The organism is Pseudomonas sp. SWI7, assembly GCF_006351945.1.
GTDB classification, from domain to species: domain Bacteria; phylum Pseudomonadota; class Gammaproteobacteria; order Pseudomonadales; family Pseudomonadaceae; genus Aquipseudomonas; species Aquipseudomonas fulva.
This window is the reverse complement of record NZ_CP040930.1, coordinates 451,503-474,753: the sequence shown is the minus strand read 5'-3', so window position 1 is coordinate 474,753 and position 23,251 is coordinate 451,503. Positions and strand designations below refer to the sequence as shown.

Sequence of the window (23,251 nt, the reverse complement as noted above, 5' to 3'; positions counted from 1 at the left end):
CCGGGGCGCGCACGCGCCTGACAACCCACAAGAACAACATCCGGGAGCTGTCACATGAACCACATCCCCACCGCCTTGTTGCTGGGCACCAGCCTGCTTGCCAGCGTACCGAGCCAGGCCGGCCAATGGCTGCAATGGCACGGCGAGAGCCTGACCTACCTGTACGGCAAGGATTTCAAGATCAACCCTGGCATCCAGCAGACGCTTACCTTCGAGCACGCCAACAAGTGGAAATACGGCGACACGTTCCTGTTCGTCGACAAGATTTTCTACAACGGCAAGGCCGACCCCGGCAAAGGGGTGACCACCTACTACGGCGAGTTCAGCCCTCGCTTCTCGCTGGGCAAGATCCTCGACCGCAAGCTCGCCTTCGGTCCGGTCAAGGACGTGCTGCTGGCCATGACCTACGAGCGTGGCGAAGGTGACAATGAAGCCTACCTGATCGGCCCAGGCTTCGACCTGGACGTGCCAGGTTTCAATTACTTCGTGCTCAATTTCTACGTGCGCAATACCGAGGGCAGCCGCCCCGGCGACAACGTATGGCAAATCACGCCCGCCTGGTCCTACACCGTGCCACTGGGCAAATCCGACATTCTGATAGACGGCTACATGGACTGGGTGACCGACAACGACCAGAACCGACGGGGCACCTATCACGCCAACCTGCACTTCAACCCGCAGGTGAAATACGACCTGGGCAAGGCGCTGAGCCTGGGCGACAAGCAGCTGTACGTGGGCTTGGAGTACAGCTACTGGAAAGACAAATACGGCATCGACAGCCGGGGCGCCCTGGACAGCAATCAGAGCGTGGCCAGTGCCTTGATCAAGGTACACTTCTGACAACCTGACCACATGCACAGGTTTGCTCCACCGTGCTCCATGACGGAGCACTTGAGGCCAGGCGCGCAAGCCAGTAATCTGCGCGCCCCCTCGATCAGGGCAGGACGGATTCTGCCTGCGTTTACTGACCGCTCAGTCAATGAATTCGGGCGGTTGGCCAACGTGTTGCCAGCCTGAAAGACCCTTTTCATCCGTTCAGAACGACGTCGAGCAGGACGGTTTCGCCAACCGGGAAGAAGTTGGCTCAACCCTTGCCAGACAGCTGTGGCCCATCGAAAAAAGCTGACTACAAAGACAGAAAAAGCGCCAACACCGAGCGCTGACAACAGATCAACCAAGGGAGCGACATCCGCAATGCGTACCATCAACAGCCTGATCCTCGCCGGCGGCCTGCTGGCCTGTGGCACCACCTTAGCCGGCGACCTGCTGCAGTGGCAGAGCAACAGCTTGACCTACCTGTGGGGCAAGAACTTCAAGGTCAATCCGTCGACCCAACAGACCCTGACCTTCGAGCACGCCGACGGCTGGAAGTACGGCGATAACTTCCTGTTCGTCGACAAGATCTTCTACCAAGGCCAGAAGGACGCGGGCAACGGCCCCAACACCTACTACGGCGAGATCAGCCCGCGGCTGTCGTTCAACAAGATCTTCGATCAGAAGCTGTCCTTCGGTCCGGTCAAGGACGTGCTGCTGGCCATGACCTACGAGTTTGGCGAGGGCGACACGGAAGCCTACCTGATCGGCCCCGGCTTCGACCTGGACATCCCAGGCTTCGACTACTTCCAGCTGAACTTCTACCAGCGCACCACCGACGGCAGCCGCCCTGGCGACAATGTCTGGCAGATCACCCCGGTGTGGGCCTACACCATTCCGGTCGGCGCCTCCGACGTGTTGATCGATGGCTTCATGGACTGGGTGGTGGACAACGATGAAAACCGCCGTGGCACCTACCACGCCAACCTGCACTTCAACCCGCAGATCAAGTATGACCTGGGCAAAGCCATGCACCTGGGCGAGAAGCAGCTGTACGTGGGTGTGGAATACGACTACTGGAAGAACAAGTACGGCATCAAGGATTCCGGCGCCTTCACCACTGACCAGAACACCATGAGCTTCCTGGTCAAGGTGCTGTTCTGATCACGGCATAATGACGGGGCCGCTTGGCGGCCCCTTTGCCCAAGCGTTGTCACTTAGCCGGTAGCGCGTGCGCGAACCCAAGAGAATCCGCCGACCACCAGCGCCGTCAGGCCGCCAGCGACAGCCCCGACAACTCCGAACACGACGAGCTTGGCCACTGCTTCCCAGCCTCCGCTGTGCGCGACCCAGCCTTCGATGACGTGCTCAAGTGGCGCAATGCCTTCAGCAATGAATGTACCGCCGACCAGAAACATCGCGACCGTGCCGATCCAGGACAGCGCCTTCATCAGGAAAGGCGCGGCCGACACCAGCACTTCACCCAGCTTTCTGACCGCGCGACCCCACATACCCTGGGCTTTGGATTTCGCCAGGGCGAACCCTGCGTCGTCCAGCCGCACAATGCCAGCGACCAGCCCGTACACGCCAATCGTCATCACCAAGGCGATCAAGACCAAGGTCAGAATCTGCTGGTACAGCGGGGCCTCAGCCACCACGTTGAGGGTAATGACGATGATTTCCGCGCTCAGGATGAAGTCGGTCTTGATCGCCCCTTTGACCTTGCGTTTTTCATACGCGGCCAGTTCCTCGGGGGTCTTGGGAAGCGCCTTTTTCCCTTGCCCCTTCGCGCCATGCTCGCTGCGGGAAAACTTGTCCTTGATCGCCTCGAAGCCCTCGTAGCACAGGTACAGGCCGCCGGCCATGAGCAGCCATTTGACCGCCGCCGGCAGCACCGCACTGAGGATCAGGGCGCACGGCACCAGGATGGCCTTGTTCTTCAGAGAGCCTTTGAATACGGCCCATACCACCGGCAGTTCGCGATCGGCCTTCATGCCTGTTACTTGCTCGGCGTTAACGGCCAAGTCATCGCTCAGTACGCTGGCCGACTTCTTGGCCGCGACCTTGGTCATCAACGAGATGTCATCCAACAGGGCCGCGATGTCATCCAACAACGCAAAAAAACTGCTGCCAGCCATTCCATTCATCCTTAGTAGACGCGTGCGATTTCATCATCCTGAAGCGCCTGAATAGCCAGGCGTGCTCCCAGGGCAATCACGATGGCATACAGACCGGCCGGTGGCGGAACAGTTCTGCCGGGCGCGCGCGTGCCGTGGCCTGCCGGCAGCAGATGACCCAGGACGCACACATGGGTTTCAGGGCAGCGTCAGGCACGGGGCAGCGCGCATGACGATTCGTTCATGGACGCAAACGAACAGCCGTGACCAAGCGCCTGTCTCTATCCCATCGATCACATTCTTCCATTCGCACCAGGAGTACCCATGGCAAAGCTCAACATGGCCCAGCAGTTGGCCTCGACACTCGAACAAGCCGGTATCAAGCGGATCTGGGGCCTGACCGGCGACAGCCTCAATGGCCTGACCGACGCCCTGCGTAGCATGGACAGCATCGAGTGGATGCACGTGCGCCATGAGGAAGTTGCGGCCTTTGCCGCCGGTGCCGAGGCGGCGGTAACCGGTGAGCTGACGGTGTGCGCTGGTAGTTGCGGGCCGGGCAACCTGCATTTGATCAATGGCCTGTTCGACTGCCACCGCAACCGGGTGCCCGTGCTGGCCATCGCCGCGCAGATCCCCTCCTCGGAGATTGGCCTGAACTACTTCCAGGAAACCCACCCGCAGGAACTGTTCAAGGAATGCAGCCATTTCATCGAACTGGTCAGCAACCCTGCGCAAATGCCGCAGGTGCTGCACCGGGCCATGCGTTCGGCCATCCTCAATCGCGGTGTGGCGGTGGTGGTGATCCCCGGTGACGTCTCGCTGCTGGAGGTCGAGCAGAAACCGGCGGCCTGGCCTACCCTGCAGCAGCCACGCATTTTGCCCACGGACGTCGATCTGCAGCGCCTGACCGAATTGTTGCAAGACAGCCACAAGGTGACCCTGCTGTGCGGCAGCGGCTGCGCAGGTGCGCACGACCAGGTCGTGGCCCTGGCCGATGCACTCGGCGCACCAGTGGTCCATGCGCTGCGCGGCAAGGAGCATGTGGAATGGGACAACCCCTTCGACGTCGGCATGACGGGCTTGATCGGCTTCAGTTCCGGTTACCACGCCATGCTCGGCTGCGACACGCTGGTGATGCTGGGCACCGACTTTCCCTACCGGCAGTTTTTCCCGAGCGACGCCAAGATCGTGCAGGTCGACCGTGACCCGCAAGCGCTGGGGCGACGCGCCACGTTATCGCTGGGTATCGCTGCCGATGTCGGCGAAACCCTCACCGCCCTGCTGCCACGCCTGACGCGCAAGACTGATCGGCGCTTCCTGGATGATGCACTCAAAGCCTATGACAAGGCGCGCCAGGGGCTGGACGATCTGGCGGTACCCTCCAAGGGTGACCGGCCGATCCATCCGCAATATGTCACACGCCTGCTCAGCGAACTGGCCACCGAAGACGCGATCTTCACCGCCGACGTCGGTTCGCCCACGGTCTGGGCGGCGCGTTACCTGAAGATGAATGGCCAGCGTCGCCTGGTCGGCTCGTTCAACCACGGCTCGATGGCCAACGCCATGCCCCAGGCCATGGGCGCACAGGCGGCCTTCCCGGGGCGCCAGGTGATCTCGATGAGTGGCGATGGTGGGTTCAGCATGCTGATGGGGGACTTCATCTCGCTCGCGCAGCTCAAACTGCCCGTGAAGGTGGTGGTGTTCAATAACGCGTCACTGGGCTTCGTCGCCATGGAAATGAAGGCTGCCGGCTACCTCGATACCGGCACCGACCTGCACAACCCCGATTTTGCCGCCATGTCCAATGCCATGGGCATCCTGGGGATTCGCGTCGAGCGCTCCGAAGACCTGGAGCAGGCCCTGCGCCGTGCGCTGGCCCACGACGGCCCCGTACTGGTCGACGTGGTCACCGCCACCCAAGAACTGGTCATGCCGCCAGCGATCAAGCTGGAGCAGGCCAAGGGCTTTAGCCTGTACATGCTCAAGGCCGTGATGAGCGGGCGGGGCGACGAGGTGCTGGACCTGGCGAAGACCAACCTGCTGCGCTAGCGCCTATGCGCGCGACTGGATGCAAAGGCCCTGCCCAAAGCCGCTGCCTTGAGCCGCCATTGGGCACGGTGCTACCATGCCGGCTGCCTCCTAGAGGTGGCCTGACACGAGGAAGATCCCTGACCATGAGCACCATTCGCGAGCGCAACAAGGAATTGATCCTGCGCGCGGCCAGCGAGGAATTCGCCGACAAGGGCTTCGCAGCCACCAAAACCAGCGATATCGCCGCCAAGGCCGGCCTGCCCAAGCCCAACGTCTACTACTACTTCAAATCCAAGGACAACCTGTACCGCGAGGTGCTGGAAAGCATCATCGCGCCGATCATGCAGGCCTCCACCCCATTCAACGCCGATGGCGATCCTCGCGAAGTACTGAGCGCGTACATTCGCTCTAAGATCCGGATCTCCCGCGATCTGCCCCATGCTTCGAAAGTATTTGCCAGCGAAATCATGCACGGCGCACCGCACTTGTCGCCCAGCCAGGTTGAACAACTCAACGAACAGGCGCGGCACAACATCGAGTGCATCCAGCAGTGGATAGACCGCGGCCAGATTGCCCACGTCGATGCGCATCACCTGATGTTCAGCATCTGGGCGGCGACCCAGACATACGCCGATTTCGACTGGCAGATCTCGGCGGTGACCGGCAAGGCCAAGCTGGCCGACAGCGACTACGACGCTGCGGCCGAAACCATCATCCGCATGGTGCTCAAAGGCTGCGAACCCGAGCCGGCCTGAGCAGCACCACCTTGCCGTTCGCCCTGAATGTGCCCACCTGCGCCGCAGGTTGGGGCATTGAGCAAAGACAGTTGATGCGGGTCAGGCCACCGCGCCCGCATCGGCGCGCAGCCCCAGCGCCTCGATGGCACTGATCGCGCACTGCTCGTCGATATCCGATGTATCCCCGCTGATCCCCACCGCACCTAGCACCCGCCCATCCTGATCACGCACCAGCACGCCGCCTGGCGCCGGCACGACCGGACGTTCGCCCAATCCGTTGAGCGCGGCGAAGAAAGCCGGCCGTTGCTGCGCATCCAGCGCCAGCAGACGCGAGCCCTTGCCCAGCGCTATCGCCCCCCAGGCCTTGCCCGTTGCGACCTCGGGTCGGATAAGGCTCGCGCCGTCTTCACGCTGCAAGGCAAGCAAGTGCCCACCGGCATCGAGCACCGCCACCGTCAGCGGCGCCGCCTGGATGGTCCGCCCAGCAGCCAATGCGGCGTTTACCAGGCTCAGCGCCAGGTTCAGGTTCAAAGCATTCATGGGAAGGTCCTCTTTTTATTGTGAGAAGCCCTGAGGGCAGTTGAAAACCGATACAGCAATAGAACACAACCGAAAATATTTTTGTATACAATATTTAGATCCAATCGTATTCGATAGCGCAATCACCCCATTTCACGGCCGCATCGACTTACCCGATCAAAACCCATTGACCTGATCACCTGACCGTGAATACACTGAATCGCAACACAGGTTGTATACAATTACAAAATCGATGAGGCACAAATCATGAGCAAAATGAGAGCAATCGATGCAGCCGTACTGGTCATGCGCCGTGAAGGCGTCGTGACTGCGTTCGGCATCCCAGGGGCTGCCATCAACCCGTTGTACTCGGCCCTGAAGAAAGTGGGTGGCATCGATCACGTCCTCGCTCGCCACGTCGAAGGCGCCTCGCACATGGCAGAGGGCTATACCCGTGCCAACCCGGGCAACATCGGCGTTTGCATTGGCACCTCCGGCCCAGCTGGCACGGACATGGTCACCGGCCTTTACAGCGCCAGCGCCGACTCCATCCCGATCCTGTGCATCACTGGCCAGGCGCCGCGCGCCCGCCTGCACAAGGAAGACTTCCAGGCCGTGGACATCACCAGCATCGTCAAGCCCGTCACCAAGTGGGCAACCACCGTGCTGGAGCCTGGCCAGGTGCCGTACGCGTTCCAGAAAGCGTTCTTCGAGATGCGCAGCGGCCGCCCCGGCCCGGTACTGATCGACCTGCCATTCGACGTGCAGATGGCTGAAATCGAATTCGACATTGATGCCTACGAGCCATTGCCCGTGCACAAGCCATCGGCCACGCGCGTCCAGGCCGAAAAAGCCCTGGCCATGCTCAACGAAGCCGAGCGGCCCTTGCTCGTTGCAGGCGGCGGCATCATCAACGCCGACGCCAGCGACAAACTGGTCGAATTCGCCGAACTGACCGGTGTGCCGGTGATCCCGACCCTAATGGGTTGGGGCACCATCCCCGATGACCACCCGCTGATGGTCGGGATGGTCGGCCTGCAAACCTCTCATCGCTATGGCAACGCCACCCTGCTCAAGTCCGACCTGGTGCTGGGCATCGGCAACCGCTGGGCCAACCGCCACACAGGTTCCGTGGACGTGTACACCGAAGGCCGCAAATTCGTGCATGTGGACATCGAGCCGACCCAGATTGGCCGCGTGTTCACCCCGGACCTGGGCATCGTGTCCGATGCCGGCAAAGCCCTGGATGTGTTCCTGGAAGTCGCCAGGGAATGGCAAGCCGCCGGGAAACTCAAGTGCCGGCAGGCCTGGCTTGAAGACTGCCAGCAGCGCAAGGCCAGCCTGCAGCGCAAGACCCATTTCGACAACGTACCGGTCAAGCCTCAGCGTGTGTACCAGGAGATGAACCAGGTGTTCGGCAAGGACACCTGCTATGTCAGCACCATCGGGCTGTCGCAGATCGCCGGTGCGCAGTTCCTGCACGTGTACAAGCCACGGCACTGGATCAACTGCGGCCAGGCCGGCCCGCTCGGCTGGACCATTCCTGCAGCACTGGGCGTGGTCAAGGCCGACCCCAAGCGCCAGGTCGTGGCCTTGTCTGGCGACTACGACTTCCAGTTCATGATCGAGGAGCTGGCCGTCGGGGCGCAGTTCAACCTGCCCTACGTCCACGTGCTGGTGAACAACGCCTATCTGGGGCTGATTCGCCAGGCTCAGCGTGGTTTCGACATGGACTACTGTGTACAACTGGCATTCGAGAACATCAACGCCACCGACGCTGCCAGCTATGGCGTCGATCACGTAGCCGTGGTCGAAGGCTTGGGCTGCAAGGCCCTGCGGGTATTCGAGCCGGCCGACATCGCGCCTGCCCTGCTCAAGGCACGGCAAATGGCCGAGCAGTTCCGCGTGCCGGTCGTGGTCGAGATCATTCTTGAACGCGTCACCAACATTTCCATGGGCACCGAGATCAACGCGGTCAACGAATTCGAAGACCTCGCCCTGGTCGGCAACGACGCGCCGACCGCCATCTCGCTGCTGGACTGATCGCCTGACGCCCCGGCTGGTCCGGGGCTCTCAACGCAAGGAGACAACCATGCCTCGCTTCGCTGCCAACCTGTCCATGCTGTTCACCGAGCAGGACTTCCTGGCCCGCTTCAAGGCCGCCGCCGACGCCGGTTTCAGTGGTGTCGAATACCTGTTCCCCTACGATTTCAGCGCTGACGAAATCCAGGCGCAACTCAAGGCCCATGGCCTGACCCAGGTGCTGTTCAATCTTCCCGCAGGTGACTGGTCCAAGGGTGAGCGTGGCATCACCTGCCACCCCGACCGCATCGAAGAATTCCGTGCAGGTGTCGACAAGGCCATCGAGTACGCCAAGGTACTGGGCAACACCCAGGTCAACGCCCTGGCTGGGATTCGTCCAGACGGCCTGGACTGCGCCACCGTGCGCAAGACCTTCGTGGAAAACCTGCGCTATGCCGCCGACAAGCTGCAGGCCGCCGGGATTCGTCTGGTCATGGAAATGATCAATACCCGCGACATCCCAGGCTTTTACCTCAACACCACCGAGCAGGCGCTGGCCATCCAGGCCGAGGTGGGCAGCGACAACCTGTTCCTGCAGTACGACATCTACCACATGCAGATCATGGAAGGTGACCTGGCGCGCACGCTGGAAGCCAACCTCACGCTGATCAACCACGTGCAGCTGGCCGACAACCCTGGCCGCCATGAACCGGGCACGGGCGAGATCAACTACCGCTTCCTGTTCGAGCACCTGGACCGCATCGGCTACCAGGGCTGGGTGGGGGCTGAGTACAAGCCACTGACCACCACCGAAGCAGGCCTCGGCTGGCTGAAATCACACAACGCGATCTGAGCCCCACCGGGAACGCGAACAACGATAAAAGAGGTAATTTCTCATGGCTAAAATCGGTTTCATCGGCACCGGCATCATGGGCAAGCCCATGGCCCAGAACCTGCAAAAAGCAGGGCACAGCCTGTTCGTCTCCACCCACCACGATGCGGCTCCAGCCGACCTGATCGCCGACGGCGCCGTGGCCCTGGCCAACCCCAAGGAAGTAGCCCAGGAAGCCGAGTTCATCATCGTCATGGTCCCGGACACCCCACAAGTCGACAGTGTGCTGTTCGGGGAAAACGGTGTCGCCCAGGGCGTGGGACCGAACAAGGTGGTGATCGACATGAGTTCGATTTCCCCGACCGCCACCAAAGCCTTTGCGCAGAAGATCAACGCCACCGGCGCTACCTACCTGGACGCTCCGGTATCCGGAGGTGAAGTGGGTGCCAAGGCCGCGACCCTGAGCATCATGGTCGGCGGCTGCCCGAACGCCTTCGAGCGCGCCCTGCCACTGTTCCAGAGCATGGGCAAGAACATCACCCTGGTAGGCGGTAATGGTGACGGTCAGACGGCGAAAGTGGCCAACCAGATCATCGTCGCCCTGAACATCCAGGCCGTCAGCGAGGCGCTGCTGTTTGCCGCCAAGAACGGCGCAGACCCGGCCAAGGTGCGCGAAGCACTGATGGGCGGTTTCGCCTCGTCGAAAATTCTGGAAGTGCACGCCGAGCGCATGATCAAAGGCACCTTCGACCCAGGTTTTCGCATCAGCCTGCACCAGAAGGACCTCAACCTGGCCCTGCAGGGTGCCCGTGAGCTGGGCATCAACTTGCCCAACACGTCCAACGCGCAGCAGGTGTTCAACACCTGCGCGGCCCTGGGCGGCAGCAACTGGGACCACTCGGCGCTGATCAAGGGCCTGGAGCACATGGCCAACTTCTCGATCCGCGACGACCGCTGATCCGAGCGCCGGTCCTGCCTTGCAGCCCTGCTGCCGGTAAACCGGCACGCCTGTTACGCCTCTTGACTGAACACAGCCAGGGGTGACCCCGAGCAACACCGCCCCTGGTTCGGCCTGCACGGAGGCTGTTCCAGGGGCGTTCTCGATTGTGCAGAACAACAATAAAGGGAGCCTGCCATGTCGGTCGATCCACAGAAACTGCTGCGTGAGCTATTCGACACAGCCATTGCCGCTGCCCACCCCAGCCACGTGCTCGAACCCTACCTGCCCGCTGACCGCAGTGGCCGGGTGATCGTCATCGGCGCAGGCAAGGCCGCCGCCGCCATGGCTGAGGTGGTCGAAAAGCACTGGCAAGGCGAGGTCAGCGGCCTGGTCGTGACCCGCTACGGCCACGGTGCCAACTGCCAACACATCGAAGTGGTCGAAGCCGCCCACCCGGTGCCGGATGCAGCCGGCCTGGCGGTTGCCAGGCGCGTGCTGGAGCTGGTCGGCAACCTCAGCGAGCAGGATCGGGTGATATTCCTGCTGTCCGGCGGTGGCTCTGCCTTGCTGGCGCTGCCCGCCGCCGACCTGACCCTGGCGGACAAGCAGCACATCAACAAGGCCCTGCTCAAATCCGGCGCCACCATCGGCGAGATGAACTGCGTGCGCAAGCACCTCTCGGCGATCAAGGGTGGGCGCCTGGCCAAGGCCTGCTGGCCGGCCACGGTCTACACCTATGCGATCTCGGACGTGCCGGGCGACCTGGCCACGGTCATCGCATCTGGCCCCACCGTGGCCGATCCGAGCACCTCGGCCCAGGCACTGGCGATCCTCAAACGCTACGCCATCGATGCCCCACAGGCCGTCATCGACTGGCTCAACGACCCGGCCTCCGAAACCCTCAAGGCGGGCGACCCAGCCCTGGCCCGCAGCCATTTCCAGCTGATCGCCAAGCCTCAGCAATCGCTGGAAGCTGCGGCAGTCAAGGCGCGCCAGGCAGGCTTCAGTCCGTTGATATTGGGCGACCTGGAGGGTGAGTCACGGGAAGTGGCCAAGGTGCACGCAGGCATTGCCCGGCAAATCGTCCAGCATGGCCAGCCGCTCAAGGCCCCCTGCGTGATTCTGTCCGGCGGTGAGACCACGGTCACCGTGCGCGGCAATGGGCGCGGCGGGCGCAACGCGGAATTTCTGCTCAGCCTCACCGAAAGCCTCAAGGGCCTGCCGGGCGTCTACGCACTGGCAGGCGATACCGACGGCATCGACGGCTCGGAAGAAAACGCCGGCGCTGTGATGACCCCCAGCAGCTACGCACGCGCCCAAGCCCTGGGCCTTTCTGCCAGCGACGAGCTGGACGACAACAACGGCTACGGCTACTTCGCCGCGCTCGATGCGCTGATCGTCACCGAACCCACGCGCACCAACGTCAACGACTTTCGCGCCATCCTGATTCTCGAGACCGACCCCTCATGACGCCTGACAAGAAAGTGAAAATCCTCGCCACCCTGGGCCCGGCTACCGGTGGCATTGACGATGTACGGCAACTGGTGGAAGCAGGCGTGAATATCTTTCGCCTGAACTTCAGCCATGGCGAGCACGCCGACCATGCGCTGCGCTATCAATGGATCCGCGAGGTGGAGCAGCAGCTCAACTACCCATTGGGCATCCTCATGGACCTTCAAGGGCCAAAACTGCGGGTGGGTCGTTTTGCCGAAGGCAAGGTGCACCTGCAACGTGGTCAAGCCTTGCGCCTGGACCTGGACAAGACGCCAGGCGACAGCAGCAGGGTCAACCTGCCTCACCCGGAGATCATCGCTGCGCTGGAACCTGGCATGGACCTCCTGCTGGACGACGGCAAGTTGCGGCTGCGCGTGACGGCCAAACACCGTGACGCCATCGTCACCGAGGTGCTGGCAGGTGGGGAGCTGTCCGACCGCAAGGGGGTGAATGTGCCTCAGGCGGTTCTGGACTTGTCGCCCCTGACCGAGAAGGACCGCCGCGACCTGGCGTTCGGCCTGGAGCTTGGCGTGGACTGGGTGGCGCTGTCGTTCGTGCAACGCCCCGAGGACATTGCCGAGGCACGCCAGCTGATCGGCGACCGCGCCTACTTGATGGCCAAGATCGAGAAACCGTCGGCGGTGGAGCAGCTGCAAGCGATCGCCGAGCAGGCCGACGCGATCATGGTGGCCCGGGGCGATCTGGGTGTGGAAGTGCCTGCCGAGAGCGTGCCGCAGATCCAGAAGCGCATCATCGGCACCTGCCGGCAGCTGGGCAAGCCCGTGGTAGTGGCCACGCAGATGCTCGAATCCATGCGCTTCTCCCCTGCTCCGACTCGTGCCGAAGTCACCGACGTGGCCAATGCCGTGGCGGAAGGCGCGGACGCTGTGATGTTGTCGGCGGAGACGGCCTCGGGCGATTACCCGCTCGAAGCCGTGCAGATGATGAGCAAGATCATCCGCCAGGTGGAGAACGGCCCGGACTACCAGGCCCAGCTCGACGTCGGCCGGCCGAAGGCAGAGGCCACCGTATCGGACGCCATCAGCTGCGCCATCCGCCGCATCAGCGGCATCTTGCCGGTGGCGGTGCTGGTCAACTACAGCGAGTCAGGCGCCTCGACCCTGCGTGCTTCGCGCGAGCGGCCACGGGCACCGATCCTCAACCTGACGCCGAACCCGAACACCGCTCGCCGCCTGAGCGTGACCTGGGGCGTGCATTCGGTAGTGAATGACCGCCTACGCCAGGTAGACGAAGTGGTTTCCACTGCGCTGGAAATTGCCCAGGCCCAAGGCATGGCCAGCCGTGGCGACACGCTTCTGATCACTGCCGGTGTGCCTTTCGGCAAGCCAGGGTCGACCAACACGCTGCGGATCGAGACGTTGAACTGAGATTCCCGGGGGCGCTATGCGCCCCCGTCGCGGGTCAAGCCCGCTCCCACAGGAGGCGCGCCGCTCCATGGCACAGCGCAGAGCTTGTAGGAGCGGGCTTGACCCGCGAATGGAGGGCGCAGCCCTCCCCGAACACCGATGTACCGGACCTGCGGTAAATCGAGGCCCAAAGAGGCCCACCGCCCTCCCATCCACCTCACTGACTGCCCCATGTACACCAAAAATTTCGTAAACCCTTGCCCCGACTGGGCGACGGCGATACTCAACGGTTTCAGCCAGGTGCTACTGCTGCGCAACCCCCTGTGCGGCCTGTGCTGCCTGCTGGCCATCCTGCTGACCGCGCCCAACCTGGTAGGTGGCGCCCTGCTCGGCGCCTTGGCCGGCCTGCTCACCGCGCAGCGTCGCGGCTACGACCGTGCTGACCGCCAGGCCGGGCTGTACTGCTACAACAGCGTACTCATAGGCCTGCTGATCAGCGCCGTGCTGCCCTGGTCCGCCATTCTGCCGCCGCTGATCCTCGCTGCCGGCGGGCTGTCCAGCATCATCACCCACCAGTGGCGCAAACGCGGCGGCAAGCTGCTGACTGCCTACACGGCGCCGTTCGTGCTCCTGGGCTGGGGCACGTTGCTGTTCGTACAGACGGTCACCGTACCCGCGGTGGTCGAGGCCGACCTGGCGAGTGCCCTGGCAAGAGGGGTCGGGCAGATCTTCCTGCTCGATCAACCCCTGGCTGGGCTGCTGATCATCGTCGGCCTATTGATCGCCAACCCGTATGCCTGCTTCTGGGCGGTCATAGGCTCTGCCGCAGGTGCAGGCCTGGCACTGCTCGTGGGTGATACGCCGTCGGCATGGATGGGGCTTTATGGTTTCAACGCGGCCCTGGCAGCCCTAGCCTTCAGCCGTCAGGGGGAAAAACCCTGGGTCACGTTGTTGGCCATCGGCCTGGCACTGGCGTTACACCCGCTGTTGAGCAGGCTGCCGTTCCCGGCGCTCACGGCGCCTTTCGTCGCCGCCTGCTGGCTCATCCACTTGGGCAGTCACCTGAAGCTTGGCAAACGCCAGACACCGGGGCGCTTGCATAGCTGAAAGGCACCCCATAGGCTCAGCCGACTTCACGATGGACAGAGCCAATGAACAAACCTGCAAGCCTGCGCGAGCGGCTTTACGTGATCGTCTTCCAGAGCGACACCGTGGCCGGAAGACGCTTCGACAAAACCCTGTTGCTGATCATCCTGGCGAGCCTGGTCACGGTCATCCTGGACAGCATCGATGAGGTGCATCGCGGCTACGGAGGCCTGCTGGCCGCGATCGAGTGGGGCTTCACCGCCATCTTCCTGTGCGAATACATCACGCGGCTGTACTGCTCGCCCCGGCCCCTGCGCTACGCCTTCAGCTTCTACGGCCTGGTCGACTTGCTGGCGATCGTGCCGGGCATCATCGCGCTGTACTACAGTGACGCGCAGTACCTGCTGATCGTGAGGGTCATCCGCATGTTGCGGATCTTCCGTGTACTCAAGCTCAGCCCGTACCTCAAGCAGGCCAATTACCTGCTCGATGCCCTGCGCGGCAGCAAGCAGAAGATCATCGTGTTCCTGGTCAGCGTATCGACGCTGGTCACCGTATTCGGCACCCTCATGTACGTGATCGAGGGCCCGGAGCATGGCTTCACGAGCATTCCCAAGGGGATCTACTGGGCCATCGTCACGCTGACCACGGTCGGGTTCGGCGACATCGTGCCCCGAACACCTTTGGGCCAGGTGCTGTCTTCGCTGGTGATGATCATCGGCTACTCGATCATCGCGGTGCCAACCGGGATCTTTACCGCCGAGCTCGCCAATGCCATGCGTGGCGAGCAACTGCAACACCCCTGCCCGACCTGCAGCAAGAAATCCCATGAAAGTGGAGCGGCGTTTTGTGCCCGGTGTGGAAATGCGTTGTTCCCCAAATCCGGTTGAGCGAGGCGCTCATGACGAGATCCGTAGGGCTCCCGCACCTTGGAGGGTGAGGGAGTCATTGAGTGGGCAAAGCCCGTGGACAACTGCCAACACCGCCCATCGGCCAGCACGCATAAGCAAAGACGCATTGATTCTTTAATACCTGAAGAACAAGACGCTATAGTCGCTGGCACATTGCCCCAACATTCATACCTATAAGGAATGCGTCGTGAAAAAGTTTTTCACCGTCTCGCTGGCCGCTGCCAGCCTGGCCTTCGGCACCCTGGCCCACGCTGCCCCGACCCTGCTGAACGTTTCCTACGACGTGATGCGTGATTTCTACAAGGACTACAACCCGGCCTTCCAGAAGCACTGGGAGGCCGAGCATAACGAGAAGGTCACTGTGCAGATGTCCTTCGGTGGCTCCAGCAAACAGGCGCGCGCGGTGATCGATGGCCTGCCGGCCGACGTGATCACCATGAACATGGCCACCGACATCAATGCCTTGGTCGACAACGGCAAATTGATCCCTGAAAACTGGGTCACGCGCCTGCCGAACAACAGTGCGCCGTTCACCTCTGCCACGGTGTTCATCGTGCGCAAGGGCAACCCCAAGGCATTGAAGGACTGGCCGGATCTGCTCAAGGACGGCGTACAGGTCATCGTACCCAACCCCAAGACCTCGGGTAACGGCCGCTACACCTACCTGTCGGCGTGGGGCTATGTGCTCAAGCAAGGCGGTGACGAGACCAAGGCGCGTGCGTTCGTCGGCAAGCTGTTCAAGCAGGCGCCAGTGCTGGACACCGGTGGTCGCGCCGCCACTACCACGTTCATGACCAACCAGATTGGCGATGTGCTGGTGACGTTCGAGAACGAAGCGGAAATGATTGCGCGCGAATTCGGTCGCGATCAGTTCGAGGTGGTCTATCCAAGCGTTTCAGCCGAAGCCGAGCCGCCGGTGAGCGTGGTCGATAAAGTGGTGGCCCGTAAAGGCACCCAAGCCGTGGCCGAGGAATACTTGAAGTACCTGTGGTCACCGGCCGCCCAGGAACTCGCCGCCCAGAACTACTTGCGTCCACGCGATGCGACCGTGTTGGCCAAGTACACCGATCGTTTCCCCAAGGTCGAATTCCTCTCGGTCGAGAAGACCTTTGGTGACTGGCGCACTGTGCAGAAAACGCATTTCAACGATGGGGGCGTGTTCGACCAGATCTATACCGGTCAGTGAAGCTGATGGGGCTAGGCCGGCAGTACAGCGGTCCGGGGCTTGAGCTTCGCAACACCCATGAAAGCCGGACGCGGCTGTGGTCCCCTGAATGACGGCCTGCCCCGATCAACCTAACCGAAACACCAACGCCTTCAACCCCCCAGCCGGATCCACATCCGGGAACTCCGGCGGGTTCTGCAGCCGTTCCACGAAGGCGAGGCCGGGCGCGTGCTCGGCCATGCCCTCGATCAAGAACTCAGGCCCTATGCCGGGGTCGTTCACGCAGGCCAGAACCGTCCCACCTTCATTCAACAGCTCAGGCAAGCGGCGCAGGATCTTCGCGTAGTCCTGGGTCAACACGAAGCTGCCGCGCTGGAAGGTGGGCGGATCGATGATGATCAGATCGTAAGGCCCGTATTTGCGCACCTTGCCCCATGACTTGAACAGCTCATGACCCAGGTAGGCCACACGGGACGGGTCATGCTGGTTGAGGCGATGGTTGTCGCGCCCTCGGGACAGTGCCGATTTCGCCATGTCCAGGTTCACCACCTGCTCGGCCCCACCTGCAATCGCCGCCACCGAAAAGCCACAGGTGTAGGCAAACAGGTTCAGCACGCGCTGCCCCTTGGCCTGGGCGCGCACCCACTGGCGACCATGACGCATGTCCAGGAACAGGCCATTGTTCTGACGTACCCCCAGGTCCAGCAGGTAGGTCAGCCCGTCCTCGATCACCTCACGTTGCTGACACGGCTCGCCCACCAGCCACTGACCGGGGCTGTCGGGCAGGTAACGGTGTTGCAGCAGGATCGCCTGACCCGTCCACTGCTCAAGGTGCGACAGCCGCAACAGCATCGCCTCGAGCTCTGCCAATTGCTCCTCGGGGGGCTCACGGAACAAGGCGACCGACAACACGCCTTGAAGCCAGTCCACCGTGATCTGCTCAAGGCCGGGCCAGCAACGTCCTCGGCCGTGGAAAAGGCGACGGGTTTCTGCAGGGGCGGGGTTCAGGGCGGCAAGCAGATGCTGCTCGAGGGCGGCAATCGGAGAGGTCATGTCAGGTCACATCGGTAAGCGGAGGCGTATTTTACATGGCAAGGCCGCCCAGGTGCGCCACCTTGAATTGTCTATTTTTTGTACACACTAATGTCACCTTAAGTGCCATTTTTGTGTGCACTTGCACCGCCCATGCCCCGATGTGTTACATGAAGCGCTCACTTAATGCTGACCATCTGATCAACTAAGCCCATGAATTCAAACAATTATTGACTTAATGGTCAGCTTAAAACGCTGATTTTTCAGCTTGTTACTGAAATCTGCACGCTTCCTGAGTGGTCACTGTGGCGATCGCCTGCTCAAGCTGGCATGGAACTGGCTTCCCTGTGCTTGTGTTTTGTATACAAGTTTCACCGAACATAAATACACAAGAACCCGCGACGCCGATTGACCGTCGGCCGCCGCGCCCAGAACCCCGAGATGCCAACGCTGCACCGACGAGATGGCGAGCCCGTGCGCTGCCCGCTCATCGCAGTCAACGTGCATCAGGAGCCCGCCGGAATGAGTAGCAGCCTCAACCTTGCCCCTGAACTATCCGTCGCCAGCACCCAGACCCAACCAACCCCGGCCGACACGGTGCCGGACATGGCACTGAGCCCCCGCCTGCACAACCGGGACCTGGCCCCCACCCGCATCGCCGGGCGCCGCTGGGGCCGTTACAGCATCTTCGCCCTGTGGACCAACGATGTGCACAACATCGCCAACTATTCATTCGCCATGGGCCTGTTCGCCCTGGGCCTGGGCGGCTGGCAGATATTGCTGTCGCTGGCCATTGGCGCCGCCCTGGTGTACTTCTTCATGAACCTGTCGGGCTACATGGGGCAGAAGACCGGCGTCCCCTTCCCGGTCATCAGCCGCATCGCCTTCGGCATCCACGGCGCGCAGATCCCGGCGCTGATCCGCGCAGTCATCGCCATCGCCTGGTTCGGTATCCAGACCTACCTGGCCTCGGTGGTCCTGCGCGTGCTGCTCAGCGCCGTCTGGCCGCAGATGGCAGCCTACGACCACGACAGCATCCTTGGCCTGTCCAGCCTGGGCTGGGCCTGTTTCGTGGCCATCTGGCTGGTGCAGTTGGTGATTCTCGCCTACGGCATGGAGATGGTCCGTCGCTACGAAGCTTTCGCAGGCCCTGTCATTCTGGTAACGGTTGCAGCGCTGGCGGTGTTCATGTACTTCAAGGCCGACACACGCATCGCCTGGTCGGTGGCAGAACCCCTGAGCGGTTACGAGATGTGGCGCAACATCTTTGCCGGCGGTGCCTTGTGGCTGGCCATCTATGGCACGCTGGTGCTCAATTTCTGTGATTTCGCCCGTTCCTCGCCGTGCCGCAAGACCATTCGCGTTGGCAATTTCTGGGGCCTGCCGGTGAACATCCTGGTGTTTGCCGTGATCACCGTCGTGCTGTGCGGCGCTCAGTTCAAGATCAACGGCCAGATCATCGACAGCCCAACGCAGATCGTCGCAGCCATTCCAAACACCACCTTCCTGGTGCTGGGCTGCCTGTCGTTCCTCATCGTCACGGTGGCGGTCAATATCATGGCCAACTTCGTGGCACCGGCCTTCGTGCTCAGCAACCTGGCACCGCGTCACCTCAATTTCCGTCGCGCGGGGCTGATCAGCGCCACGCTGGCGGTGCTCATCCTGCCGTGGAACCTGTACAACAGCCCCTTGGTGATCGTCTACTTCCTGTCCGGCCTGGGTGCATTGCTGGGCCCGCTGTACGGGGTGATCATGTCCGACTACTGGCTGCTGCGCAAAGGCTGCATCAACGTCCCGCAGCTCTACAGCGAAGACCCCGCCGGCGCGTATCACTACACCAAGGGCATCAACCTGCGCGCGGTCGCGGCGTTCGTGCCGGCGGCCCTGTTGGCCATCGTGCTGGCCCTGGTACCCAACTTCCACAGCGTCGCGCCCTTCTCGTGGCTGATCGGGGCTGGCATCGCCGCCGCCCTGTACCTGTTGATCGCGCCGCGCAACCGTCATTACCACGACGTCAGCGGCGAATGCATCGCCGTCGACCACAGCAGCCACTGAACAAGGAGGACTGCCCATGCGAATCCTGATTGCCAACGTCAACACCACCGAAGCCATCACCGAGGCCATCGCCGAGCAGGCCCGCGCCGTGGCGGCGCCGGGCACAGAAGTCATCGGCCTTACGCCGTGGTTCGGCGCAGAATCGGTGGAGGGCAATTTCGAGAGTTACCTGGCCGCCATTGCCGTGATGGATCGGGTACTGGCCTATGAGGGCCCCTATGATGCAGTGATCCAGGCCGGTTATGGCGAGCACGGCCGTGAAGGCCTGCAGGAGCTGCTGAACGTGCCGGTGGTGGACATCACCGATGCCGCCGCCAGCACCGCCATGTACCTGGGCCACGCTTACTCGGTGGTCACCACGCTGGACCGTACCGTCCCCTTGATCGAGGACCGCCTCAGGCTTTCCGGGCTGTACGACCGCTGCGCATCGGTACGCGCCAGCGGCCTGGCGGTGCTGGAGCTCGAAGCCGATCCGCAGCGCGCTGTCGAGGCCATCGTCGAACAAGCCGAACGGGCCGTACGTGATGACAAGGCCGAGGTCATCTGCCTGGGATGCGGAGGCATGGCCGGGCTGGACGAGCAGATCCGCCAACGCACAGGGGTACCGGTGGTCGATGGGGTCAGCGCGGCGGTGACCATCGCCGAGTCGTTGGTGCGCCTGGGCCTGAGTACGTCCAAGGTGCGCACCTATGCCACCCCTCGGGCGAAGAAGGTCATAGGCTGGCCAATGCGCGTCGGCCGCTAGGGCACCAGGGCGCAACCTGCGCGGGATCGGCAATCGATCCTGCGCAGGCACTGCTCAACCGATCATTCTGGCCAGCCGCTGGCCACTGCCGCAGGCCAGCGTGAAGCCCAGCGCGCCATGGCCAAGGTTGAGCCAAAGGTTACGGTAAGGCGTTGCGCCTATGATGGGTACACCGGTGGGCGTCGCCGGTCGCATACCGGCCCATTCCACCGCGTGGGCATAATCGGCGGCATGGGGCAGCGTCTCCAGTGCCAGGCGGCGCATGCTCTGCAAGCGGCGTTTGTCCAGCGCCTCGTCCTGCCCCACGATGTCCACCATGGCCGCGACGCGCAACTGTCGATCCAGCCGGGCATAGACGATCTTGCGCTCGTAGTCCGTCAGGCTGATCTCAAGCGCCCCCTGCCCCGGCACCAGGGGCGCAGTCAGGCTGTACCCTTTGAGTGGATAGATCGGAATGTTCACCCCTGGCACCTTCAGCGCCGCGCTGCGGTAACCTGCGCACAGCACCAACTGGTCGATTGGCAGTTCTTCATGGCCAAGGCGCAGCGCCACCACCTGATGCTCACGGTGAAGCAGTTGCGTCACCGGCTGACCGAGCCGGAACTGGCATTGGCCGCAGGCTTGCAGAGCGGCGGCCAAGCGCAGGCAGAAGGCGTGGCAGTCGCCCACTTCTTCGTCCGGGGTGAAGACGCCGCCCACGAATGGCGACGCCTGCAGCGCCGGTTCCAGCGCCCGCAGCTCAGCGGCGCCGAGTACCTGCTGGCGATCAGGGTCCGTCAGTTGCACACGGCTGCGCCTGAACTGGGCTTCGCTGCGAAACGCTACGAGCTTGCCGTTGCGGCGCCAGGCAAAATCACCGATTGCCAGGGCTTGGCGCCACTGGGCCAACACGGCCTGGCTTTGCAGGGCAAGGTCAAGCAATACGGCGGCGTTGCGCTGATTGACGCTGCGTCGGCACGCCAGTGTGAAGGCCAGTAACCAGCGCCACTGCGCCGGGTCTAGACGCAAGCGCAGGCGCAGCGGGGAGTCGCCCTGCAACAACCACCCCAGCGCCTGCCACGGCACGCCCGCATCCGCCAGTGGCGCGACGTAGCGGTAGGACAATTGACCACCGTTGGCAAAGCTGGTGGCCGCCCCCAAGGTGTCGTGGGCCTCGATCAATTCAACGCAATGGCCTTCCTGCACCAGCGCATAGGCCGTCGCCAGCCCGATCACGCCGCCCCCGATCACCGTCACCTGCCGCTTCATCGTTCATCCCTGTTCAGCATCCTGGCTCAACAGTACCAGCGGATCAGGTCGGGCAGCTATGCTCACCGTCATCGAGCCCCTGACGCACGTTGCGGCTGCGCAGGCTGGCCTTGCCATCGTGCCAGTCCAGGGTCAGGACATAGAGGGTGTCGAAGTCCCCATCCTGCCAATCTTCGGTGATGACATGCTCCTTACCGACAGCCTTCTGGGCGACGGTATTGATCAGGTCCGGCAGGTAGCCGTGAGACCATGCCGTATAGATGGTCGCGTTACGGTACTTGTCGCTGAGCAGTTCGTCGGCCAGGTCATCGGTGTCGTTGGCGCTGTAGTCGATGTTGACCGGCAGGCCGAGGCGAATGGCACTGGGGCTTATGGTCATGAGCGGACGCAGGTAGCTGTAGCTTTGGTCATCAGCGCCCTCCTCCACGTGCCGGGACGGGTTGGCAGCAAACACGTAATCGGCCTTGCCGAAACGTTCGGGTAAAACCGTGGCCAAGTCCAGCGCGCGGTTCAGGCCCTGGCAGTTCAGCTGGCCCAGGCCTTCACCGGGTTTTTCGGCATGGCGCAGAAACACCAGGGTCTGGGTGCCATCCACCGGTTGCGCGCGGCTCTCGACGGCGTCCAGCGCCAGCGGTACGCCTACGGCGGTCAGGGCCAGGCCCAGCAACCAATGACGGCGACGATGCAGGTGTGGAATCAACTTCATCAATGCAGGCTCGTGTGACAAACGGGTCACCCGCGCATCGCCTGGACGGGCACAGGGCGCCTTTTGCAGTGAGTGCCTTCCTTGACGACGGGTTCGGTTCAGAGTGCCAATAGCCCGTTTTGTTCCCCGCTGCCAGGGTGCCAGGCGTCTGGCACAGGCATTACGGGGCTATCGTGTCAGTCATCGCGCGTCAGCACTTCGAGCAGCTCGATTTCGAACGCAAGGTCCGAATCAGGTGGGATAGAACCAACGCTACGCGCGCCATAACCCAGGTGCGCCGGCACCAATAGTTTGCGCTTGCCGCCAACGCGCATGCCCATGATGCCCTGGTCCCACCCCTTGATTACTCGCCCGGTACCGATCACGCATTGAAACGGCTTGCCGCGTGACCAGGAGGAGTCGAACTCGGTGCCATCGGCCAGCCACCCGGTGTATTGGGTCGTGATCAGCGCACCTTTGACGGCCGCCTTGCCGTCACCCTCGACCAGGTCGATGATTTGCAGTTCTTGGTTCATGCGCAGGCTCCAGCCGCTACGAAAATGCCGTTCTTTTCGCAGCATTGCCCGGATTTGGCAAGCCTTGGTGTCGGCCTGCGCATCGTCGGTGACGACAGGGTCGTCTTACAGGTAGACGGTACCGCGCATGAACAACGCCGCCCGCCCACTGATGATCACCCGGCCATTGCCCGGGAGCACGCAGCGCAGCTGGCCCTTGCGCGCACCGCCTTGCTCGCATTCAAGCGACTGCTTGCCTAGCCGTTGTGCCCAGATCGGTGCGAGCGAGGTATGGGCCGAACCGGTCACCGGGTCTTCATTGACCCCCACGCGTGGCCCGAACCAGCGCGTCACGAAGTCGAACCCACGCCCCGGCGCCGTTACGGCGATACCGCGCACGTCAAAGCCAGCCAGCTCGACGAAATCTGGCGTGAGGGTATCGAGCAACTCAGGGTCATCGACCACCACCACGTAGTCATCGCTGCGATACACCGCCTGCGCCTGGCGCAGGCCCAATGCTTGCAGCAGACCGGCTGGCACTGGCTGGGCCTCAGGTTGGCGGGCAGGGAAATCCATGGCCAACAGGCCGTCCGCTTGCCGTGTTACCCGCAGTTCACCGCTGCGGGTATTGAAGCGCAGCACCTGCGCCGGTTCTTTGAGGTGTTCGAACAGCACGTAGGCCGAGGCCAGGGTGGCGTGACCGCACAAGTCCACTTCCACGGTGGGCGTGAACCAGCGCAGGTCGAACACATCGCCGTTGCGCACGAAATACGCCGTTTCCGAAAGGTTGTTTTCCTCGGCGATGCGCTGCAGCACGGCATCGGGCAGCCACTGATCGAGCGGGATGACCGCGGCCGGATTACCGCCGAAGGGTTCGGCACTGAAGGCGTCGACCTGGAAGATTTCGAGTTGCATCAATACGCTCCTTGTTGCCTGC

21 protein-coding genes are annotated in these 23,251 nt (G+C 62.6%); 14 read left to right on the top strand and 7 right to left on the bottom strand.

Going from position 1 to position 23,251, the window contains the following annotated elements; genetic code table 11:
* The first annotated feature begins 54 nt into the window (after nucleotides 1-54).
* Nucleotides 55-840, top strand: a complete 786-nt coding sequence (locus tag FH041_RS02280; RefSeq protein WP_049695642.1) for an outer membrane protein OmpK — start codon at nucleotides 55-57, stop codon at nucleotides 838-840.
* A gap of 354 nt (nucleotides 841-1,194) precedes the next feature.
* On the top strand, nucleotides 1,195-1,977 hold the full coding sequence (locus tag FH041_RS02275) for an outer membrane protein OmpK (RefSeq protein ID WP_140174144.1): 783 nt from the start codon (nucleotides 1,195-1,197) through the stop codon (nucleotides 1,975-1,977).
* 53 nt (nucleotides 1,978-2,030) lie between these two features.
* Here FH041_RS02275 and FH041_RS02270 read toward each other — a convergent pair whose 3' ends face one another.
* A complete protein-coding gene (locus FH041_RS02270) occupies nucleotides 2,031-2,951 on the bottom strand; it encodes a DUF808 domain-containing protein (protein WP_140174143.1) in 921 nt (306 codons plus the stop codon).
* 303 nt (nucleotides 2,952-3,254) lie between these two features.
* On the opposite strand from FH041_RS02270, the gene poxB reads away from it, so the two are divergent.
* Nucleotides 3,255-4,979, top strand: a complete 1,725-nt coding sequence (gene poxB, locus FH041_RS02265) for a ubiquinone-dependent pyruvate dehydrogenase (RefSeq protein WP_033695150.1) — start codon at nucleotides 3,255-3,257, stop codon at nucleotides 4,977-4,979.
* A gap of 125 nt (nucleotides 4,980-5,104) precedes the next feature.
* A complete protein-coding gene (locus FH041_RS02260; RefSeq protein WP_027915993.1) occupies nucleotides 5,105-5,716 on the top strand; it encodes a TetR/AcrR family transcriptional regulator in 612 nt (203 codons plus the stop codon).
* Between the two features lie 81 nt (nucleotides 5,717-5,797).
* Here FH041_RS02260 and FH041_RS02255 read toward each other — a convergent pair whose 3' ends face one another.
* A complete protein-coding gene (locus FH041_RS02255; protein ID WP_023535891.1) occupies nucleotides 5,798-6,238 on the bottom strand; it encodes a heme-binding protein in 441 nt (146 codons plus the stop codon).
* A 246-nt stretch (nucleotides 6,239-6,484) separates the two neighbouring features.
* On the opposite strand from FH041_RS02255, the gene gcl reads away from it, so the two are divergent.
* The 8 genes from gcl (at nucleotide 6,485) to FH041_RS02215 (ending at nucleotide 16,055) form a co-directional block, all read left to right on the top strand.
* Nucleotides 6,485-8,260 carry a glyoxylate carboligase gene (gene gcl / locus FH041_RS02250; protein ID WP_027915992.1) on the top strand — a complete coding sequence of 592 codons (1,776 nt, stop codon included), beginning with the start codon at nucleotides 6,485-6,487 and terminating at the stop codon, nucleotides 8,258-8,260.
* Between the two features lie 49 nt (nucleotides 8,261-8,309).
* Nucleotides 8,310-9,092 carry a hydroxypyruvate isomerase gene (gene hyi / locus FH041_RS02245; protein WP_140174142.1) on the top strand — a complete coding sequence of 261 codons (783 nt, stop codon included), beginning with the start codon at nucleotides 8,310-8,312 and terminating at the stop codon, nucleotides 9,090-9,092.
* A 43-nt stretch (nucleotides 9,093-9,135) separates the two neighbouring features.
* Entirely contained in the window at nucleotides 9,136-10,029 is an 894-nt protein-coding gene (locus FH041_RS02240) for a 2-hydroxy-3-oxopropionate reductase (protein ID WP_027915990.1), read from the top strand.
* Nucleotides 10,030-10,206: 177 nt separating this feature from the next.
* Entirely contained in the window at nucleotides 10,207-11,481 is a 1,275-nt protein-coding gene (locus FH041_RS02235; protein WP_023535914.1) for a glycerate kinase, read from the top strand.
* On the top strand, nucleotides 11,478-12,893 hold the full coding sequence (gene pyk / locus FH041_RS02230; protein ID WP_049695639.1) for a pyruvate kinase: 1,416 nt from the start codon (nucleotides 11,478-11,480) through the stop codon (nucleotides 12,891-12,893). The genes FH041_RS02235 and pyk overlap by 4 nt, the downstream gene beginning before the upstream one ends.
* A 210-nt stretch (nucleotides 12,894-13,103) precedes the next feature.
* A complete protein-coding gene (locus FH041_RS02225) occupies nucleotides 13,104-13,979 on the top strand; it encodes an urea transporter (RefSeq protein ID WP_028687972.1) in 876 nt (291 codons plus the stop codon).
* Between the two features lie 44 nt (nucleotides 13,980-14,023).
* Nucleotides 14,024-14,848, top strand: coding sequence for an ion transporter (locus tag FH041_RS02220; protein ID WP_028687973.1), 825 nt, complete (start codon nucleotides 14,024-14,026; stop codon nucleotides 14,846-14,848).
* 208 nt (nucleotides 14,849-15,056) lie between these two features.
* Nucleotides 15,057-16,055 (top strand): sulfate ABC transporter substrate-binding protein, encoded by a 999-nt coding sequence (locus tag FH041_RS02215; protein ID WP_027915986.1) that lies wholly within the window; start codon nucleotides 15,057-15,059, stop codon nucleotides 16,053-16,055.
* A 105-nt stretch (nucleotides 16,056-16,160) separates the two neighbouring features.
* Here FH041_RS02215 and FH041_RS02210 read toward each other — a convergent pair whose 3' ends face one another.
* Nucleotides 16,161-17,087, bottom strand: coding sequence for a class I SAM-dependent methyltransferase (locus FH041_RS02210; protein ID WP_140174141.1), 927 nt, complete (start codon nucleotides 17,085-17,087; stop codon nucleotides 16,161-16,163).
* A 501-nt stretch (nucleotides 17,088-17,588) separates the two neighbouring features.
* On the opposite strand from FH041_RS02210, the gene FH041_RS02205 reads away from it, so the two are divergent.
* Together FH041_RS02205 and FH041_RS02200 are read left to right on the top strand one after the other, a co-directional pair.
* Nucleotides 17,589-19,121, top strand: coding sequence for an NCS1 family nucleobase:cation symporter-1 (locus FH041_RS02205; RefSeq protein ID WP_027915984.1), 1,533 nt, complete (start codon nucleotides 17,589-17,591; stop codon nucleotides 19,119-19,121).
* 16 nt (nucleotides 19,122-19,137) lie between these two features.
* The gene (locus FH041_RS02200) at nucleotides 19,138-19,866 is read left to right on the top strand and encodes an aspartate/glutamate racemase family protein (protein ID WP_027915983.1); all 729 of its coding nucleotides are present in this window, start codon (nucleotides 19,138-19,140) and stop codon (nucleotides 19,864-19,866) included.
* A 54-nt stretch (nucleotides 19,867-19,920) separates the two neighbouring features.
* On the opposite strand, the gene FH041_RS02195 is transcribed toward FH041_RS02200, so the two are convergent.
* The 4 genes from FH041_RS02195 to FH041_RS02180 all read right to left on the bottom strand — a co-directional run bounded on the left by FH041_RS02195 (nucleotide 19,921) and on the right by FH041_RS02180 (nucleotide 23,229).
* A complete protein-coding gene (locus tag FH041_RS02195) occupies nucleotides 19,921-21,114 on the bottom strand; it encodes a D-amino acid dehydrogenase (protein WP_140174140.1) in 1,194 nt (397 codons plus the stop codon).
* Between the two features lie 43 nt (nucleotides 21,115-21,157).
* Nucleotides 21,158-21,820, bottom strand: a complete 663-nt coding sequence (locus FH041_RS02190) for a hypothetical protein (protein WP_027915981.1) — start codon at nucleotides 21,818-21,820, stop codon at nucleotides 21,158-21,160.
* Between the two features lie 176 nt (nucleotides 21,821-21,996).
* Nucleotides 21,997-22,335, bottom strand: coding sequence for an FKBP-type peptidyl-prolyl cis-trans isomerase (locus FH041_RS02185; RefSeq protein ID WP_027915980.1), 339 nt, complete (start codon nucleotides 22,333-22,335; stop codon nucleotides 21,997-21,999).
* A gap of 105 nt (nucleotides 22,336-22,440) precedes the next feature.
* Complete coding sequence (locus FH041_RS02180) at nucleotides 22,441-23,229, bottom strand: PhzF family phenazine biosynthesis protein (RefSeq protein WP_049695636.1); 789 nt, start codon at nucleotides 23,227-23,229, stop codon at nucleotides 22,441-22,443.
* Nucleotides 23,230-23,251 lie beyond the last annotated feature (22 nt).

Coding starts and splice junctions, on each gene's coding strand:
- FH041_RS02280 (WP_049695642.1), top strand. CDS start 55: ATGAACCACATCCCCACCGCCTTGTTGCTGGGCACCAGCCTGCTTGCC.
- FH041_RS02225 (WP_028687972.1), top strand. CDS start 13,104: ATGTACACCAAAAATTTCGTAAACCCTTGCCCCGACTGGGCGACGGCG.
- FH041_RS02240 (WP_027915990.1), top strand. CDS start 9,136: ATGGCTAAAATCGGTTTCATCGGCACCGGCATCATGGGCAAGCCCATG.
- hyi (WP_140174142.1), top strand. CDS start 8,310: ATGCCTCGCTTCGCTGCCAACCTGTCCATGCTGTTCACCGAGCAGGAC.
- FH041_RS02255 (WP_023535891.1), bottom strand. CDS start 6,238: ATGAATGCTTTGAACCTGAACCTGGCGCTGAGCCTGGTAAACGCCGCA.
- FH041_RS02260 (WP_027915993.1), top strand. CDS start 5,105: ATGAGCACCATTCGCGAGCGCAACAAGGAATTGATCCTGCGCGCGGCC.
- FH041_RS02235 (WP_023535914.1), top strand. CDS start 10,207: ATGTCGGTCGATCCACAGAAACTGCTGCGTGAGCTATTCGACACAGCC.
- FH041_RS02180 (WP_049695636.1), bottom strand. CDS start 23,229: ATGCAACTCGAAATCTTCCAGGTCGACGCCTTCAGTGCCGAACCCTTC.
- FH041_RS02195 (WP_140174140.1), bottom strand. CDS start 21,114: ATGAAGCGGCAGGTGACGGTGATCGGGGGCGGCGTGATCGGGCTGGCG.
- FH041_RS02220 (WP_028687973.1), top strand. CDS start 14,024: ATGAACAAACCTGCAAGCCTGCGCGAGCGGCTTTACGTGATCGTCTTC.
- FH041_RS02210 (WP_140174141.1), bottom strand. CDS start 17,087: ATGACCTCTCCGATTGCCGCCCTCGAGCAGCATCTGCTTGCCGCCCTG.
- FH041_RS02190 (WP_027915981.1), bottom strand. CDS start 21,820: ATGAAGTTGATTCCACACCTGCATCGTCGCCGTCATTGGTTGCTGGGC.
- pyk (WP_049695639.1), top strand. CDS start 11,478: ATGACGCCTGACAAGAAAGTGAAAATCCTCGCCACCCTGGGCCCGGCT.
- gcl (WP_027915992.1), top strand. CDS start 6,485: ATGAGCAAAATGAGAGCAATCGATGCAGCCGTACTGGTCATGCGCCGT.
- FH041_RS02185 (WP_027915980.1), bottom strand. CDS start 22,335: ATGAACCAAGAACTGCAAATCATCGACCTGGTCGAGGGTGACGGCAAG.
- FH041_RS02205 (WP_027915984.1), top strand. CDS start 17,589: ATGAGTAGCAGCCTCAACCTTGCCCCTGAACTATCCGTCGCCAGCACC.
- FH041_RS02270 (WP_140174143.1), bottom strand. CDS start 2,951: ATGGCTGGCAGCAGTTTTTTTGCGTTGTTGGATGACATCGCGGCCCTG.
- FH041_RS02200 (WP_027915983.1), top strand. CDS start 19,138: ATGCGAATCCTGATTGCCAACGTCAACACCACCGAAGCCATCACCGAG.
- FH041_RS02275 (WP_140174144.1), top strand. CDS start 1,195: ATGCGTACCATCAACAGCCTGATCCTCGCCGGCGGCCTGCTGGCCTGT.
- poxB (WP_033695150.1), top strand. CDS start 3,255: ATGGCAAAGCTCAACATGGCCCAGCAGTTGGCCTCGACACTCGAACAA.